Consider the following 14,961-nt stretch of genomic DNA (forward strand, 5'->3'; position numbering starts at 1 on the left):
GGCCCCGTGGGGTCGCGCGGATGGTGCCCGGTGCAGATCGGCCGAAGAACTTCCTCTGAACTTCTTCGCCCGCTTAACACCGGGGCCCGGCCGAGCCATACTCAACCGCCAGCAGTGGATTGCGACACACTCTAGCAAAGAATGTGAGGGCGACAACACCCTTACCCCCGCAGTTTCGTGCCCGCGGCAGCCGAACGGCCAGCTTAGCCCTTCCGAAACCGCGGGGCAACACCCCGTTTAAGCAGGTCACCATATGCGGCGCCCATTCATGGACAACCTACCCGCTTCCACGTCCCGAAGTTTCCCGCCCCTCCCGCCATCCGCCTCCCCCTTTAGGAATGAAAACACCTCTACCGCCCCGGAACAGCCGAAACGCACGCCGGAACGGCCATCCATGTTGCACAACTTACACTTTGCATTCTTTGCAAATTGCTAACTTTGCGAACACCGTTTCGCCACACCCGGAGGCCCCCTCGCCGACTGCGCGCGCCCCGGGGGTTTCGGGGGCGATCCCCCTCCCGTGCCCCGCCCGCCGCCGGGGCTATAGAGTCTAAGTGGCCCATATCCCACCGAAAGGTTGCGCCCAATGAGCGATCAGTTCCCCTCCCTGCCCGCCGAGTTCCTCCCCGGCGACGGCCGCTTCGGTTGCGGCCCGTCCAAGGTCCGCCAGTCCCAGATCCAGGCCGTCGTCGACGGCGCCGCCGGCATCATGGGCACGTCGCACCGCCAGCCGGCCGTGAAGAACGTGGTCGGCGAGGTCCGCGAGGGCCTGTCCGAGCTCTTCTCGCTGCCCGACGGCTACGAGATCATCCTGTCCCTCGGCGGCGCGACCGCCTTCTGGGACGCCGCCACCTTCGGTCTGATCGAGAAGAAGTCGGCGCACCTTTCCTACGGCGAGTTCTCCTCCAAGTTCGCCAAGGCGGCCAAGCTGGCCCCGTGGCTCGATGCCCCGCAGGTCATCGAAGCCGAGCCGGGTTCGGCCCCCGAGGTCGTCGCGGGCGAGGAGGGCGTCGACCTGATCGGTTGGGCCCACAACGAGACCTCGACCGGCGCGATGGTCCCGGTCACCCGCCCGGAGGGTTCCGAGGGCCAGCTCGTCGCCATCGACGCGACCTCGGGCGCCGGTGGCCTGCCCGTCGACATTTCCCAGGCCGACGCCTACTACTTCTCGCCCCAGAAGTGCTTCGCCTCGGACGGCGGCCTGTGGCTGGCCGCGATGTCCCCGGCCGCCCTGGAGCGCATCGCCAAGATCAACGCCTCGGACCGTTTCATCCCCGAGTTCCTCAACCTGCAGACCGCGGTGGACAACTCGCTGAAGAACCAGACCTACAACACCCCGGCCGTGGGCACGCTGCTCATGCTCGCCGATCAGGTGAAGTGGATGAACGCCAACGGCGGCCTGGACGGCATGGTCGCGCGCACCACCGAGTCCTCGTCGCACCTGTACGAGTGGGCGGCCGGCCGCGCCGAGGCGTCCCCGTTCGTGGCGGATGAGGCGACCCGTTCGCTGGTCGTCGGCACCATCGATTTCTCCGATGAAGTCGACGCGGCGAAGATCGCCAAGACCCTGCGCGCCAACGGCATCCTGGACACCGAGCCGTACCGCAAGCTGGGCCGCAACCAGCTGCGCATCGGCATGTTCCCGGCCATCGATCCGGAGGACGTCGTGAAGCTGACCGGTGCCATCGACTGGATCCTGGACAACGGCCACGCGTCCGCGTAACCCGCGCGACGCCCCGTTTCGGGCGAGCCCCCGCACACGCCGCACCATCGCAATGGCGGCCGAGCGGGGGTTTCGTCGTTTAGCATGGGGGAAAGCACACGGCGGTAATCCCCAGGAGGTTTTCGAATGCGGGAATTGAAGCCCATCGCGGACGTCCGCGAGCCGGGGACCATCATCCTCGTCGCCGCGGATGCCGGGGAGGGTGGCGGGGAGCGGTTCGCCCTTCCGGTCACCGACGAGTTGCGCGAGTTGGTCGCCGCCGTGCCCGTCCCCGACGGGGATCCGCTTGACGACGATGCCGCCGCCCCGGTTCGGTCCGCCACCGCGCAAGGAGTCGCAGAGCAAGGAGCCACCGCGCAGGGAGTCGCGGCGCAGGGGACCGAGAAGGAAGGGGCCCCGGCCGGGGAAGACGCCGACGGGGAAAAGGGAACCGGCGCGGACGCCGCGGACGGCTCCCCCGACCGCCCCGCTCCCCTCGAATCCGTGCCGGACGAACCGCGGATGGTGCTGCGCCCCCGCGAAATCCAGGATCGGGTGCGGGCGGGCGCGTCGGTCGCGGAGCTCATCGAGCTGACGGGCATGCCGGCCCGCAGGATCGAGCCCTTCGCGCATCCGGTGCTCGCCGAGCGCGCGCGGATCGCGGAGCTGGGCAAGCAGTCCCGCCCGCGCCGCGCGGACGGTCCGGCGCAGCTGACGCTCTGGGAGATCCTGGCCACCGCCTTCGCGGCGCGGGGCCTGGACCTGGCCACGTCCGAATGGGATGCGTGGCGCGACCCGGCCGGCCAGTGGATCATCGGCGTGACCTGGTCCGCCGGCCATTCCACGACCACCGCGGAGTGGGCGTTCCACGCGGAGGGCGCGACATCGTCCACGGTGGCCCGCAACACCATCGCCGCCGAGCTGGTCGACCCCGATTTCGCCCGGCCCCGCAGGAACCTCGCGTCGGTCGAGGGCGAGGCCCCGGGCCTGCGCCCGGCGCCGCCGGTCGAGGAAGCGCCCGGCCCCGTCGACCACGGGGCGCCGGAGGGGCTCGGCGACGGCGACGACGACGATGACTTCCTGCGCCACCCCGACGAGGACGCGGCGCCCAGGCGCAGGCGCAAAACCGTCATGCCCTCCTGGGAAGACGTCCTGCTCGGGGTGCGCCCCACGGACCGGAAGTGACGGCCGGAAATGGGATCGCCCCGGGGGCCGCGCGCCGGCGTCGCCACGATCTGGTTCGTCGCGGCCGCCGAGCCGCTGGCCGTGCTCACCGCCGAACCCGGGCATGACCGCGGATTCGGCCGCAAGTACCTGGCGCTGCTGGACCCGCGCCTGACCGTCACTCCGATCGGGGATTTCCCGCTGAACAGATCCGCGCCGGCCGGCGCCGGGGAGTTCTACATCGGCGGCTACGACGGGCTGGCCGTGGTGCAGACGGTGCTCGACGACGTCACGAAGCTCTCGGAGCTGCCGCAGCGCTTCCTGCGCGGCATCGCGGCCACCGACGTGTACGCGTTCTCGTCCGACCCCGGCTCCGGTTTCGGGGCGTTCGCCCACTGGCGCGCCGGCGAACTGAAGCGGGCGTTTTCGGCGACGCGGTTCACCATCTTCGAGGACGTCGGGCTCCCCGGGGTCTTCGAGGGCGATTTCTGGGCGGGGCTGCGCAAGCCGGCGGCGGAGGAAAAGGCCGGCGACGAGAATACCGACGAGGCGAAGAACGACGAGGCGAAGACCGGCCGCACCGACGGCACGGGCGCCGGCGGGAACGGCGGGGAGAACCCCATCCTCCCGGGCGTGGCCATGCCCTTCGTGCCCTCCGAACTGTGCGCCGCCGCGGCGGAGGGCTGGCTGGGCTTCGATCCCGCCGACCCGGGCCCGGACATCCCGGTGAGCGCATTCGCCGTCGACGGGCGCAGGGCGTCCGCGGGTGAAGCCGTCATGGCCCGGCGCGGCGCCGCGCGGGACATGCCGCACGCGGCAGCCGGCAACGTCGACTACGACGACTACGAGGACCATGCGACGCCGGAACCGGAGGATTCGGCGGAGGGCATCCGCCGGGTCGGCCGCGCCGCCGCGGACGGTGCCCGCGCGATCGGCGAAGGCGTGCGCGGCCTGGGCCGGAGGGCCTGGGCCAAGGTTCAGAAGCGCAACCGCTCGTAGAACGCGATCGCCGCGGCGGTGGCCACGTTGAGGCTGTCCGTGCCCTCGGCCATCGGGATGCGGGCGCGGACGTCCGCCGCGCGCATCGCGTGCTCGGTCAGGCCGGGGCCTTCCGCGCCGACGAGGATGGCCACCTTGTCGTGGGCCATCGCCTCCCACAGCGGCACCGACCCCTCCCCCGGCGTCATGGCCACGATGCGGAAGCCCTCTCGCCGCAGGCCGTCCAGCGAGCGCTGCCACGTCGTCGTGGTGCCCGGCAGATGCGCGAAGGGCGTGCGCAGCACGTGCCCCATGGACACCCGCACCGACCGCCGGTACAGCGGGTCGGCGCAGGCGGCGCCGAAGAGCACGCCGTCGACGCCCATGCCCGCGGCATTGCGGAACATGGCGCCGATGTTCTCGTGATCCCCCACGCCCTCGAGGACCAGCAGCGTGCGCGCCCCCGCCACGACGTCCGCCACGGCCGGTTCGGGCGCGCGGTCGGCGACGCCGAGCAGCCCGCGGTGCATGTCGAATCCCACGGCGGCCGCGAGCACGGGGCGGTCCACCTCGTACCACGGCACCGACAGCGCCGCGGCCCGTGCGGCGGGATCTCCGGAGGCCAGGTCGTCGTCAAGCGCATCCAGGCGCGGAGGCGTGCCCACGATGCAGCGCAAGGGGAACCTCGACCCCGCCAGCCGGGGGACGATCAACGCCCCCTCCGCGATGACCAGCCCCTTGCCGCCCGGCAGGTCCGGGCGGGTGTCGGAGCGGTTCAGGTCGCGGACGTCATCGAGGCGCGGATCGGCGGGATCGTCGACGCGGATACGGTGCGGGGATCGGGACGGGCTCGGATCGGGCACGGCTACGCGCCCAGGATCGCCGACACCGGCTCGATGCCGAAGTACACCAGGAACAGCGCGGCGACGACGTAGAGCAGCGGATGGACCTCGCGGGCGCGGCCCGAGAACAGCGCCAGCAGGGCGTAGGTGACGAAGCCGACGCCGATGCCGTTGGCGATGGAGTACGTGAACGGCATGATCACGATGGTCATGAAGGCCGGCAGGGCGATGTCGAAGCGGGAGAAATCGATCTCCTTGATCTGCGCCATCATCATCGCGCCGACGATCACCAGGACCGGCGCCGCCGCCTCCACCGGCACGATCTCGTACAGCGGCGTGAGGAACATCGCCAGCAGGAACAGCACGCCGGTGACCACGTTGGCCAGGCCGGTGCGGGCGCCGTCGCCGATGCCGGCGGCGGAGTCGACGTACACCGTGTTCGACGACGACGACGTCGCGCCGCCGACCACCGCGCCGAGGCCCTCGACGACCAGGGCGCGCTTCATGCCCGGCAGCACGCCGTCCTCGCCGGCCAGGCCGGCCTGCTTGCCCAGGCCCGTCATCGTGCCCATGGCGTCGAAGAAGTTGGCCAGCACCAGCGTGAACACCAGCATCGTCGCGCCGATGGCGCCGAGGCGGATGAACGCGCCGAACGGGTCGAACTGCCCGAGCAGCGACATGTCCGGCAGACCGCCGATGCCGTCGGGCGCCCCCGGCACCGCCAGGTTCCACCCGCGCGGGTTCGGCTCGCCGTCGACGAACGACGGGCCCGACTTGGTCAGCGCCTCGACGATCAGCGCGATGACCGTGTTGACGATGATGCCGATGAACAGGCCGCCCGGCACCTTCCGCACGACGAGGATGCCGCAGATGAAGATGCCCAGGACGAACACGGCCGTCGGCCACGAGGTGATGTGCCCGCCGATGCCCAGCTGCACCGGCACCGTCGTGCCCGCGGCGTCCGGGATGCGGCGGACCAGGCCGCCGTCGACGAAGCCGATGATCGAGATGAAAAGGCCGATGCCCACGGCCATCGCGGCCTTCAGCGACGGCGGGATGGCGTCGAACACCGCCGAGCGGAATCCCGACACCGCCAGCGCCACGATGATCAGGCCGTCGATGACCACCAGGCCCATCGCCTCGGCCCAGGTCAGGCCCTCGTTGGCGACGAAGGTGACGGCGACCAGCGTATTGATGCCCAGGCCCGCGGCGATGCCGAAGGGATACCGGGCCCACGCGCCGAAGAGGATGGTCATGACGCCCGCGGCGAACGCGGTCACCGCCGCGACCTGCGGCACGGACAGCGCCGTGCCCTCGACGTCCTCGATGCCGCCGAGGATCAGCGGGTTGAGCAGGATGATGTACGCCATCGCGAAGAACGTGACGACGCCGCCGCGGACCTCCGTGACGACGCTCGATCCGCGTTCGGTGATGCTGAAGTAGCGGTCCAGCGCGGACGCGGGGCCGCGGCGGGTCGCCCCGGCCTCCCCCTCGTGCTCCGCGGGCTCCACCTTGGATTCGGCCATGCGCTTGGGCTCCAGTCTGGAAGGCCGGCCGCCGCGGGTCAGCGCCGCGGCCGGGAAACGTTCATGCGGCTCTCAGAATCGCACCCCCGGGCCCCGGCGGGCAACACGGGGCTCCGGCCGCCGCCCGGGCCCCGGTCAGTTCCCCCGCAGATCCGCGCGCTCGATGATCTCGTGGTCGTCGTAGGCCTCCCCCTCCGGCGCCCCCGCGCCGGTGACCTCCGGGGTGGCGGAGTGCGCGCCGCAGCCGTGGTCGACGTGGACGACGTCGCCGTCGAACGCCCACTCGTTGACGCACGCCCCGAAGTCCGCGCCCAGCGGCCCCTCCAGGGCGATGAAGAACGCGCACGTGCCGCAGTGGCGCAGCGCCTCTTCGGCGAATTCGCCGCGGGGCCCGGTGTCGCCGTCGAGCCAGCGTTCCGCGGCGAGCCGGAGCCCCTCCGCGGTGAGCTCCCGGTCCTCCGCGTCGGCCGTCGTCAGGCGCGGGTCGTCGGCCGCCGGCGGCAGCAGGTCCCGGGGGCCCAGGTCGCCGGGGCGCAGGCGTTCCTCGTACGGGACCCACTCCGGGGCGCGCAGGGCGCTGTCGCCGGGGACGAGCGCCACCTCGCTGATGGTGATGTGGTCGGTGCCCGGTGCGCACGCCAGCACCACGTGCCATTCCCAGCCGCGATAGCCGGGCAGGTCCGCCGCGAAGCTGTGCACCGCCGTGCCGGGGTGGGTGACGTTGACCCCGACGTGGTCCCCCGCGGGGCCCTCGTCCATGTCGTCGACGGCGGCGCGGGCGATGTCGACGGCCCGGTTGCCCAACAGGGGGCCGCGGGAGCGGCGGCGATTGCGGGAACGGCGTCGTCGGTTGTCTGTCACACGGGTCATTCTAGAGTGGGGGCATGAAGCTCAGCGCGCGGGCCGCCCTGGCCGGCCTCCTGCCGGCCGTCGTCCTTCTCGCGGGTTGCTCGGGGGATCCGCTTGGCGACGGCCCGGCGCCCGCGACGTCCGCCGCCCCCGTGGAGCGGACCGCCGTCGATCCGGTGCCGGCCGGCGTCCCGCGCCTGCGCGTCGAGGTCGTGGCGGAGCACCCCTTCGACGCCGGCGCGTTCACCCAGGGCCTGGAGATCGACGGCGACGGGGCGCTGCTGGTCGGCACGGGGCAGTACGGCCAATCCGCGATCTGGCGGGTGCGGGATTGGCGCGCGGGATCGCCCGCGGAGGACCGCCGCGAGCTGCCGCCGGAGCTTTTCGGCGAGGGCATCGCGCGCGCCGGCGACACCGTCTGGCAGTTGACGTGGCGGGAGGGCGTCGCCATCGCCCGCGACGCGGCGACCCTGGAGGAGACGCGGCGGGCGGCGTACCCCGGCGAGGGCTGGGGGCTGTGCGGCCAGGGCGACCGGCTGGTGATGTCCGACGGCTCGCATTCGCTGACCTTCCGCGATCCCGCGACCTTCGCCGAAACCGGCCGCGTGGACGTCACCGCCGGCGGGGCCCCGGTCGGCAACCTCAACGAACTCGAATGCGTCGACGGGCCCGGCGGCCCGGAGGTGTGGGCCAACCGCTGGCTGACAGACGACATCGTCCGCATCGATCCGGCCACCGGCGAGGTCACCGGCGTCGCCGACGCCGCGGCACTCGCCCGGTCGCTGCCGCCGGAGGCCCGGGCGGGGGCCGACGTACTCAACGGCATCGCCCGCATCCCGGGGGCCGACCGCTTCCTGGTCACCGGCAAGTACTGGCCGACCCTGTTCGAGGTCCGGTTCCTCCCGGTCGGCTGACCGCCGTTAGAATTGCCGCCGTCCGGCACCGCGCGGCGCCGGGGACGACGAGCAGAGGAGCGAGCCCGTGGCGGCCAAGGCGAACAAGAAGACGTGGCGGATCATCGGCGTGATCGTCGCCGTCGCGCTGATCATCACGGGAGTGGTCCTCGTCCTCGACCGCGCCAACGACGGCACCGTCGAGGATCCCCGGGCCCTGACCATGACGGTGCGCGCGGGCGACCGGGAGATCGAGGTCTCCCCCTACCGCGTGTGCAACATGTTCGAGAAGGGCGAGGGCGCCTGCACCACGGACGAGGGCGCCACGGCGCGCGTGTCCCTCGGCGCGGAGGACACCGCGGAGATCGAGGTCCCCGACGAGGTGTCCTCGGTGACGTGGGTGCTGCAGCGCTTCTACGTCGACGAGACCGTCAACTCCGCGGACCGCAAGGAGCCGGGCAAGGCGAAGAAGGAGACCGTCGCGGGCTCCGCGTCGGTCAACGGCGAGCGCACGCCGCTGGGCGTCGTCGAGGTCTCGGCGACGATCATCGGGCGCGACGCCGCGGGCGAGGAAGTGCCCTACGGAATCACCTGGTCCGTGGCCAACGACGCCGGCCGGAACTGATCGCGCGGAGGGGCGCTCTAATTCTCAGCGGTCGAGTTCGCGGGCCACGGCGCGCAGCACCTCGGCCACCTGGTGGCCGCTCTTGCGGTCCGGGTAGCGGCCCGATCGCAGGTCGCGCTGCACCGTCGACTCCAGCATCGAGATCATGTCGGAGATCATTCCGTTGAGATCCTCCGGCGAGTGCCGCTTGGCCTGCCGGCGTCCCCCGCCGCCTCCGCGGCCGGCGCGCGGCGCCTCCTCGATGACGTTGATGTGCAGCGCCTGGGGCCCGGGGCGGCCATCGGCGTAGTCGTACTCGATCCGCTGGCCCTTCACCAGTTCCTCGACGCCCTCGGGCAGCACGGCATGGCCGACGTAGACGTCCTCCCCGCCGGGGTTGGACACGAAGCCGAAGCCGCGATCCTTGTCGTACCACTTGACCTTGCCGATGGGCACCGGGGCCACCTTTCTCTCGTCGCCGTCCCGGAGACGGGATCCGCGCCCCATGATCCCGCATGTTGCCGAATGATCACGGGTTGTCCCTCGCCGGGTGAAACACCCGATTATAGCGGACGGCCCAAAACCGCCCGAAGATCACGGCCCGATAACGTGACCTTGGTCACATTTCAGTTCAATCACATCCGTAACATGCGCCACGCAATGCAGGGTGACCAGCGGCGACGTCGCAAAGCAGGTGCTTTTCGACGAAAACGCCGCCCCAAATGATTCGGCCGGATAACGTGACTATTCCGTTACCAACCGCTAGCGTACGCAGACGACGCACCACGGCACCTCCGCCGGCCCTCGCCCAACCCCGTCCGGGACGGCAGCACGGAGACCCGTGGCAGGCGAAAACTTCATGGACGCAATCCTGATCGAGACGGGGTCGGGGAAACCACCGGTGCGAACCGGATGGGACGGGCATCCACCGCGATGCCCCGATTCCCTGGGGTGAAGCCGGACGAACCACGTCCGCCGGGCATCCCCACCGCCCGAACCCGACAGCTAACCCCGACGGCGAATCACCGAAATCAACGAGAGGGAAACAACAGACATGGCCCGTCACGCCAGCAAGAACCGCAGCTTCGTCTCCACTTCCGCCAAGGTCGCCCTGACCGGTGCCATCCTCGGCGCCGGCGCCGCCATGGCCGCCCCGACCGCCACCGCCGCCCCGGATTCCGACTGGGATCGCCTGGCGCAGTGCGAGTCCGGCGGCAACTGGCAGATCAACACCGGCAACGGCTACTACGGCGGCCTGCAGTTCTCGGCCGGCACCTGGTCCGGCTACGGCGGCCAGGAGTTCGCCCCCACCGCCGACAAGGCTTCCCGCACCGAGCAGATCTACGTCGCCGAGAAGGTCCTGGCGCAGCAGGGCTGGGGCGCCTGGCCGTCCTGCTCCGCCCAGCTGGGCCTGACCTCCGGCCCGACCGAGCGCGCGCACCCGAGCGCCGGCGGCGGCGCCAACTACGCCGGCAACCAGGCCGCGCAGTCCGAGTCCCCGGCCGCCGCGGCCCCGTCGCTCGACGCCGCCTCCATCCAGGGCATCCTGTCCGAGATGCAGGGCGCCCGCTCCATCGAGGACCTGAACTCCATCCTGGGCAAGGCCCGCACCGCCGCGTCCGGCCAGGGCGTCGCGCTGCCGACCGAGATCACCTCGCAGTACAACGAGGTCCTGAAGCAGTTCCTGGGCAACGTCCCGGGTGCCGCGGCCCTCGCCTAAGACATCCGCTCCGGGCCGCCCCGACGGGGCCCACGAGAGCGAAACGAAAACCCGCCTCCCGGCGACGCCGGAGGCGGGTTTTCCCATGCCCGTGTTTTCTCATGTCCCGGTCATCTCATGCCGGAGGCGGATGGCCGGACGTTCGGGGCATGACGGATGCCCGATGGCCACCGCATCGCCGGGGCCATCGGGCTCTGGCCGCGCCGCGCGCGGCCGCCGTCGCTACTTGTTGATGACGGTGGTCGGGTGAACGTAGTTGAGGGACTCGACCGGGACCGGGAAAGTGGTCTCGCCGAAGGGGGAGTCGGCGCCGGCGAAACGGCCCACGAGCTCGGTGACGGCGTGCTCGCCCGGAGCGAGGTCCTGCGGCCAGCCCGGATCAACGTACTTGTTCTTCTTCTCAACGTTAGCCATGCTCATCATCATCTCAGAAACGCCGACGCCAGTCACGTTTCCCGGGGCTAATGTGGGAAGCGACATGACCCACGCCACCCCCTTCCCCCCGTTCCGACGTTGGCTGGCGGCCCGTTCCGACGGGTTCCTGGCCGAGGTCCTGCGCCGGCGCCCCGATGCGCTGTCGCCGCCGCCCCGTTCCTCCGATGCCCTCGCGGGCCGGCTCCAGCTGCGTTCCTCGGTGCAGCGGGCGCTGGCCGACGTCGACGCGCTCGGGCTCGGGCTGCTCGAGGCAGCCGTCGACCTGGGCGGGGACGCCGAACCGGTCGCGGCGGCGGACGTGATCGGGAAGCTGCGCGACGACCTCGCCGCGGCGGGAGTGCCCGCCAAGGAGCGGCCGACCATCGCGCATGCCCGCGAGGCCCTCGATGAGCTGCGGCGTTCCGCGCTGATCCACGGGGACGGGCCGGGCGGGGCGGGCGCGTTCTCGGGCCGCTCGACGCGCAAGTCGTCCGGCGAATGGGAGGATCGGCTGCTCGTCGCCGACGAAGTCGTCGCGGCGCTGCCCGCCGGGTGGCGCCTGATCCCCCGCCCCGGCGAGCCGACCACCGGCGAATTGCGCGCGGCCCTGGCCGCCACGGACGACCGGCAGCGCAAGTTGCTGGGCACGCTGGCCGACGCCGGGGGCCTGGGCACCACGCGCGACGCCGCCGAGGACGCCGACCCGTCGCTGCCCGTGCCGCGCCTGATCGCCGCCGGGCTGCTGGAGCGCATCGACGATTCGACGGTGCGCCTGCCGGGCCGCGTCCGCGCCCTGCTGCGGGGGTCCGTGCCCCCGGATGGCCCGCCCAACCTGCGCCCCGGCCCCGCCGACGCGGTGGAGCTGCGCGACCCCGACGGAGCCGCCGCGGCCGCCGCGCTGGAATCGATGCGCACCGTCCGCGCCCTGCTGGAGCTGCTCGGCGAGCGCGCGGCGCCGACGCTGAAGGACGGCACGATCGGCGTGCGGGAGCACCGCCGGCTCGTGGAGGCGCTCGGGGTCGGCGACCTGGAGCTCGCCCGCATCGTGGCCATGGCGGCGGCGGCCGGGCTCGTCCACGTGGGCACCCCGCGGCCGCTGCCGGAGGACGATTCCGGCGGCGATTACCTCGCCCCCACCGCGACGGCGGATTCCTTCCTCGAGGAGCCCGCCGGGCAGCGCTGGGCCCGCCTGATCACCGGGTGGCTCGCGTCGGAGGAGGCCCCCTGGCTGGTCGGTGCGGATGGCCCCAACGGCAAACCCCTGGCGCTGCTGTCGCCCGACGCCCGGCGCGCGGGCGCCCCGGAGCTGCGCACCCGCATTCTCCGGATCCTGTGCGAGGGCACCGATCCCGGCTTCGGCGTCGCCGACGTCCGCGCCCGCTTCGCCGCGCGCGCCCCGATCGCGTCGTCGCACTGCCCGGACGACGTCCTCGCCGAAATCCTCTCCGAGTTCGCCCTGCTGGGCCTGGCCGTGCCGGCGGGCGGCGGTGCCGGAGGCGTGCTCGGCGCGGGCGCCTCGGGGGCGGGCCGGGCCGCGGCCGGCGAGGCGGGCGAGCTTCACGACGGCGACCTGGCCGGCGCGCTGGCGTCGCTGCTGCCGGCCCCCGCGACCCAGTTCATCGTCCAGGCCGACCTGACTCTCCTGGTGCCGGGCCCGGCGGAGGGCTCGTTCCTGGAGAAGCTGGAATCCTTCACCGACCTCGAGTCGCCCGGGGTGGCCAGCGTCCACCGCATCTCGGAGGAATCGGTGCGGCGAGCCCTCGACGCGGGGACGTCGGCCGCGGATCTGCACGGGTTCCTGTCCGACCGTGCGCTGGGCGAGGTGCCGCAATCGGTGACGTTCCTCGTCGACGACGTAGCCCGCCGGCACGGCCGGTTGCGCGGAGGCCCGGCGGCGGCGTACCTGCGGTGCGAGGATCCGGCGCTGCTGGCGCAGGTGCTCGCCGATCCGGTGGCCGAGCGGCTGGGGCTGCGCCGACTGGCCGAAACCGTCGCCATCGCGCAGGTCCATCCCCCGGCGATGATCGCGGCGCTGCGCGACGCCGGCCTGTCGGCCATCGCGGAGGACCCGTTGGGGGCGGCGCTCGATCTGCGGCCGGAGCGGTTCCGGGTGCCCGAGGCGCCGCGCCGGCCGGCGCCGCCGTCGCGCGCCGACGACGGGCGGATCAGCCAGGCCCTGCAATCCATCCAGGCCGGCGATCGCGCGGCCGACACCGGGGACGGCACCCGCATCGACATGGACGACGACCCCGCCACCGGCGCCGCCGCCCAGGCGCTGCTGCACCGGGCGGCCCGCTCGGGCCTCGACGTCACCATCGGCTTCGTCGACCGCAACGGCCGGGCCGGCCGCCGGAAGGTGCGGCCGGTGACGGTGTCGGGCGGGCAGGTCGACGCGGTCGACCCGGCGTCCGGGCAGGTGCTGCGCTTCCTGCTCCACAGGGTGACGGAGGTCGTCCTCGACGGCTGACGCCCACGGGGTCATAATGGGGTTTTGGCGCGTTTCGGCCCGGCCGGCCGTCCGCGCGCCCCAGTTTCCCAAAGCGACCCAGTTCCCCAACCGGAAGCAGTGGTGATGCCCCGTGTCCTTCGGCGACGGCCCCCTGATCGTCCAATCCGACAAGACGGTCCTCCTCGAGATCGACCACGACGACGCCGATGCCGCCCGCGCGGCGCTGGCGCCGTTCGCCGAGCTGGAGCGGGCCCCGGAGCACATCCACACGTACCGGATCACGCCGCTGGCCCTGTGGAACGCCCGCGCCGCCGGCCACGACGCCGAGCAGGTCGTCGACGTGCTGGAGAAGTACTCGCGCTTCCCGGTCCCCCAGGCGCTGCTCATCGACGTCGCGGAGACCATGGACCGGTACGGGCGCCTGACGCTGACCAAGCACCCGGCCCACGGGCTGGTGCTGGAGTCGAAGGATCCGGCGGTGCTGGCGGAGATCACCCGCCACAAGAAGATCCGCCCGATGCTCGGCGAGGAGATCGACGCCGACACGTGGACCGTGCACCCGTCGGAGCGCGGCCGCATCAAGCAGGAGCTGCTCAAGGTCGGTTGGCCGGCGGGCGACTCCGCGGGCTACGTCGACGGCGAGGCCCACGACATCGATTGGGTCGGCGAGCACGAGGACTGGGAGCTGCGCGACTACCAGCGCCACGCCGCCGATTCCTTCCGCGAGGGCGGTTCGGGCGTGGTGGTGCTGCCCTGCGGCGCCGGCAAGACGATCGTCGGCGCGGCCGCCATGGTCGACGCCAAGCGCACGACGCTGATCCTGGTGACCAACACCGTCGCCGGCCGCCAGTGGCGCGACGAGCTGCTGCGGCGGACGTCGCTGACGGAGGACGAGATCGGCGAGTACTCCGGGGAGCGCAAGGAGATCCGCCCGGTGACCATCGCCACCTACCAGGTGGTCACCCGCAAGACGAAGGGCGAGTTCCGCGCGCTGGAGCTGTTCGACTCCCGCGACTGGGGGCTGATCATCTACGACGAGGTCCATCTGCTGCCCGCGCCGGTGTTCCGCATGAGCGCGGATCTGCAGTCGCGGCGCCGCCTGGGCCTGACCGCCACGCTGGTGCGCGAGGACGGCCGGGAGGGCGACGTGTTCAGCCTGATCGGCCCGAAGCGCTACGACGCCCCGTGGAAGGACATCGAGGCGCAGGGCTGGATCGCCCCGGCCGAGTGCATCGAGGTCCGCGTCACCCTCACCGAATCCGAGCGGATGGTCTACGCGACCGCCGAAGCCGCGGACCGCTATCGCCTGGCCGCCACCTCGCCCACGAAGATCCCGGTCGTCGAAAAGCTCCTGGAGCGCCACCCCGGCGAGCCGACGCTGGTCATCGGGGCCTACCTGGACCAGCTCGAGGAGCTGGGCCGCGCGCTGGACGCGCCCGTCATCGACGGCAAGACGCCCAACAAGCGCAGGGAGGAGCTTTTCGACGCCTTCCGGTCCGGCGAATTGACCACGCTCGTCGTCTCGAAGGTGGCCAACTTCTCCATCGACCTGCCGGAAGCCGCCGTCGCGGTGCAGGTGTCCGGCACCTTCGGGTCGCGCCAGGAGGAGGCCCAGCGACTGGGCCGCCTGCTGCGCCCCAAGAGCGACGGCGGCGGGGCGATCTTCTACTCCGTCGTCGCCCGCGACACCCTCGACACCGAGTACGCCGCCCACCGCCAGCGCTTCCTCGCCGAGCAGGGCTACGCCTACCGCATCGCCGACGCCGACGAGCTGCTCGGCCCCTCCCTGCCCGGGGATACGCTGTAGATGACCCGCCAGG

13 protein-coding genes and 1 riboswitch are annotated in these 14,961 nt (G+C 72.2%); of the genes, 8 read left to right on the plus strand and 5 right to left on the minus strand.

Going from position 1 to position 14,961, the window contains the following annotated elements; translation table 11 throughout:
* Positions 1-586 precede the first annotated feature (586 nt).
* From serC to CHAN_RS11400, 3 genes are all read left to right on the plus strand, one after another.
* The gene (gene serC / locus CHAN_RS11390) at positions 587-1,723 is read left to right on the plus strand and encodes a phosphoserine transaminase (RefSeq protein WP_290289868.1); all 1,137 of its coding nucleotides are present in this window, start codon (positions 587-589) and stop codon (positions 1,721-1,723) included.
* Positions 1,724-1,849: 126 nt separating this feature from the next.
* The gene (gene sepH, locus CHAN_RS11395) at positions 1,850-2,887 is read left to right on the plus strand and encodes a septation protein SepH (RefSeq protein WP_290289870.1); all 1,038 of its coding nucleotides are present in this window, start codon (positions 1,850-1,852) and stop codon (positions 2,885-2,887) included.
* Between the two features lie 9 nt (positions 2,888-2,896).
* Complete coding sequence (locus CHAN_RS11400) at positions 2,897-3,865, plus strand: DUF6928 family protein (protein ID WP_290289871.1); 969 nt, start codon at positions 2,897-2,899, stop codon at positions 3,863-3,865.
* Here CHAN_RS11400 and CHAN_RS11405 read toward each other — a convergent pair.
* The 3 genes from CHAN_RS11405 to CHAN_RS11415 form a co-directional block, all read right to left on the minus strand.
* Complete coding sequence (locus tag CHAN_RS11405) at positions 3,844-4,707, minus strand: TrmH family RNA methyltransferase (protein WP_290289873.1); 864 nt, start codon at positions 4,705-4,707, stop codon at positions 3,844-3,846. The genes CHAN_RS11400 and CHAN_RS11405 overlap by 22 nt on opposite strands.
* Before the next feature lie 2 nt (positions 4,708-4,709).
* Positions 4,710-6,212 carry an NCS2 family permease gene (locus CHAN_RS11410; RefSeq protein ID WP_082144322.1) on the minus strand — a complete coding sequence of 501 codons (1,503 nt, stop codon included), beginning with the start codon at positions 6,210-6,212 and terminating at the stop codon, positions 4,710-4,712.
* A gap of 135 nt (positions 6,213-6,347) precedes the next feature.
* Complete coding sequence (locus CHAN_RS11415) at positions 6,348-7,082, minus strand: DUF3027 domain-containing protein (protein ID WP_377748474.1); 735 nt, start codon at positions 7,080-7,082, stop codon at positions 6,348-6,350.
* A gap of 14 nt (positions 7,083-7,096) precedes the next feature.
* Here CHAN_RS11415 and CHAN_RS11420 point away from each other — a divergent pair, with 14 nt between their 5' ends.
* Entirely contained in the window at positions 7,097-7,975 is an 879-nt protein-coding gene (locus CHAN_RS11420; protein ID WP_290289880.1) for a glutaminyl-peptide cyclotransferase, read from the plus strand.
* A gap of 67 nt (positions 7,976-8,042) precedes the next feature.
* Positions 8,043-8,579 carry a DUF2771 family protein gene (locus tag CHAN_RS11425; protein WP_290289881.1) on the plus strand — a complete coding sequence of 179 codons (537 nt, stop codon included), beginning with the start codon at positions 8,043-8,045 and terminating at the stop codon, positions 8,577-8,579.
* A 24-nt stretch (positions 8,580-8,603) separates the two neighbouring features.
* Here the strand turns inward: CHAN_RS11425 and CHAN_RS11430 are convergent, their stop codons facing one another.
* Entirely contained in the window at positions 8,604-9,014 is a 411-nt protein-coding gene (locus CHAN_RS11430) for a cold-shock protein (RefSeq protein WP_048741864.1), read from the minus strand.
* Positions 9,015-9,412: 398 nt separating this feature from the next.
* Positions 9,413-9,593, plus strand: a riboswitch (cyclic di-AMP (ydaO/yuaA leader).
* Between the two features lie 19 nt (positions 9,594-9,612).
* Between CHAN_RS11430 and CHAN_RS11435 the strand changes: the two genes are divergently transcribed.
* On the plus strand, positions 9,613-10,278 hold the full coding sequence (locus tag CHAN_RS11435; RefSeq protein WP_065421457.1) for a transglycosylase family protein: 666 nt from the start codon (positions 9,613-9,615) through the stop codon (positions 10,276-10,278).
* 222 nt (positions 10,279-10,500) lie between these two features.
* Here the strand turns inward: CHAN_RS11435 and CHAN_RS11440 are convergent, their stop codons facing one another.
* On the minus strand, positions 10,501-10,692 hold the full coding sequence (locus CHAN_RS11440) for a hypothetical protein (RefSeq protein WP_048741859.1): 192 nt from the start codon (positions 10,690-10,692) through the stop codon (positions 10,501-10,503).
* 64 nt (positions 10,693-10,756) lie between these two features.
* On the opposite strand from CHAN_RS11440, the gene CHAN_RS11445 reads away from it, so the two are divergent.
* Positions 10,757-13,159 (plus strand): helicase-associated domain-containing protein, encoded by a 2,403-nt coding sequence (locus CHAN_RS11445; protein ID WP_290289887.1) that lies wholly within the window; start codon positions 10,757-10,759, stop codon positions 13,157-13,159.
* Between the two features lie 112 nt (positions 13,160-13,271).
* The gene (locus CHAN_RS11450) at positions 13,272-14,948 is read left to right on the plus strand and encodes a DNA repair helicase XPB (protein WP_290289889.1); all 1,677 of its coding nucleotides are present in this window, start codon (positions 13,272-13,274) and stop codon (positions 14,946-14,948) included.
* The last annotated feature ends 13 nt before the right edge of the window (positions 14,949-14,961 follow it).

Origin of the sequence: Corynebacterium hansenii (assembly GCF_030408795.1) — a bacterium.
Taxonomy (GTDB): Bacteria; Actinomycetota; Actinomycetes; order Mycobacteriales; family Mycobacteriaceae; genus Corynebacterium; species Corynebacterium hansenii.

Excerpts from the sequence above, each read along its gene's own strand:
- CHAN_RS11400 (WP_290289871.1), top strand. The coding sequence starts at position 2,897 with ATGGGATCGCCCCGGGGGCCGCGCGCCGGCGTCGCCACGATCTGGTTC.
- CHAN_RS11410 (WP_082144322.1), bottom strand. The coding sequence starts at position 6,212 with ATGGCCGAATCCAAGGTGGAGCCCGCGGAGCACGAGGGGGAGGCCGGG.
- CHAN_RS11445 (WP_290289887.1), top strand. The coding sequence starts at position 10,757 with ATGACCCACGCCACCCCCTTCCCCCCGTTCCGACGTTGGCTGGCGGCC.
- CHAN_RS11440 (WP_048741859.1), bottom strand. The coding sequence starts at position 10,692 with ATGGCTAACGTTGAGAAGAAGAACAAGTACGTTGATCCGGGCTGGCCG.
- serC (WP_290289868.1), top strand. The coding sequence starts at position 587 with ATGAGCGATCAGTTCCCCTCCCTGCCCGCCGAGTTCCTCCCCGGCGAC.
- CHAN_RS11420 (WP_290289880.1), top strand. The coding sequence starts at position 7,097 with ATGAAGCTCAGCGCGCGGGCCGCCCTGGCCGGCCTCCTGCCGGCCGTC.
- CHAN_RS11435 (WP_065421457.1), top strand. The coding sequence starts at position 9,613 with ATGGCCCGTCACGCCAGCAAGAACCGCAGCTTCGTCTCCACTTCCGCC.
- CHAN_RS11415 (WP_377748474.1), bottom strand. The coding sequence starts at position 7,082 with ATGACCCGTGTGACAGACAACCGACGACGCCGTTCCCGCAATCGCCGC.
- sepH (WP_290289870.1), top strand. The coding sequence starts at position 1,850 with ATGCGGGAATTGAAGCCCATCGCGGACGTCCGCGAGCCGGGGACCATC.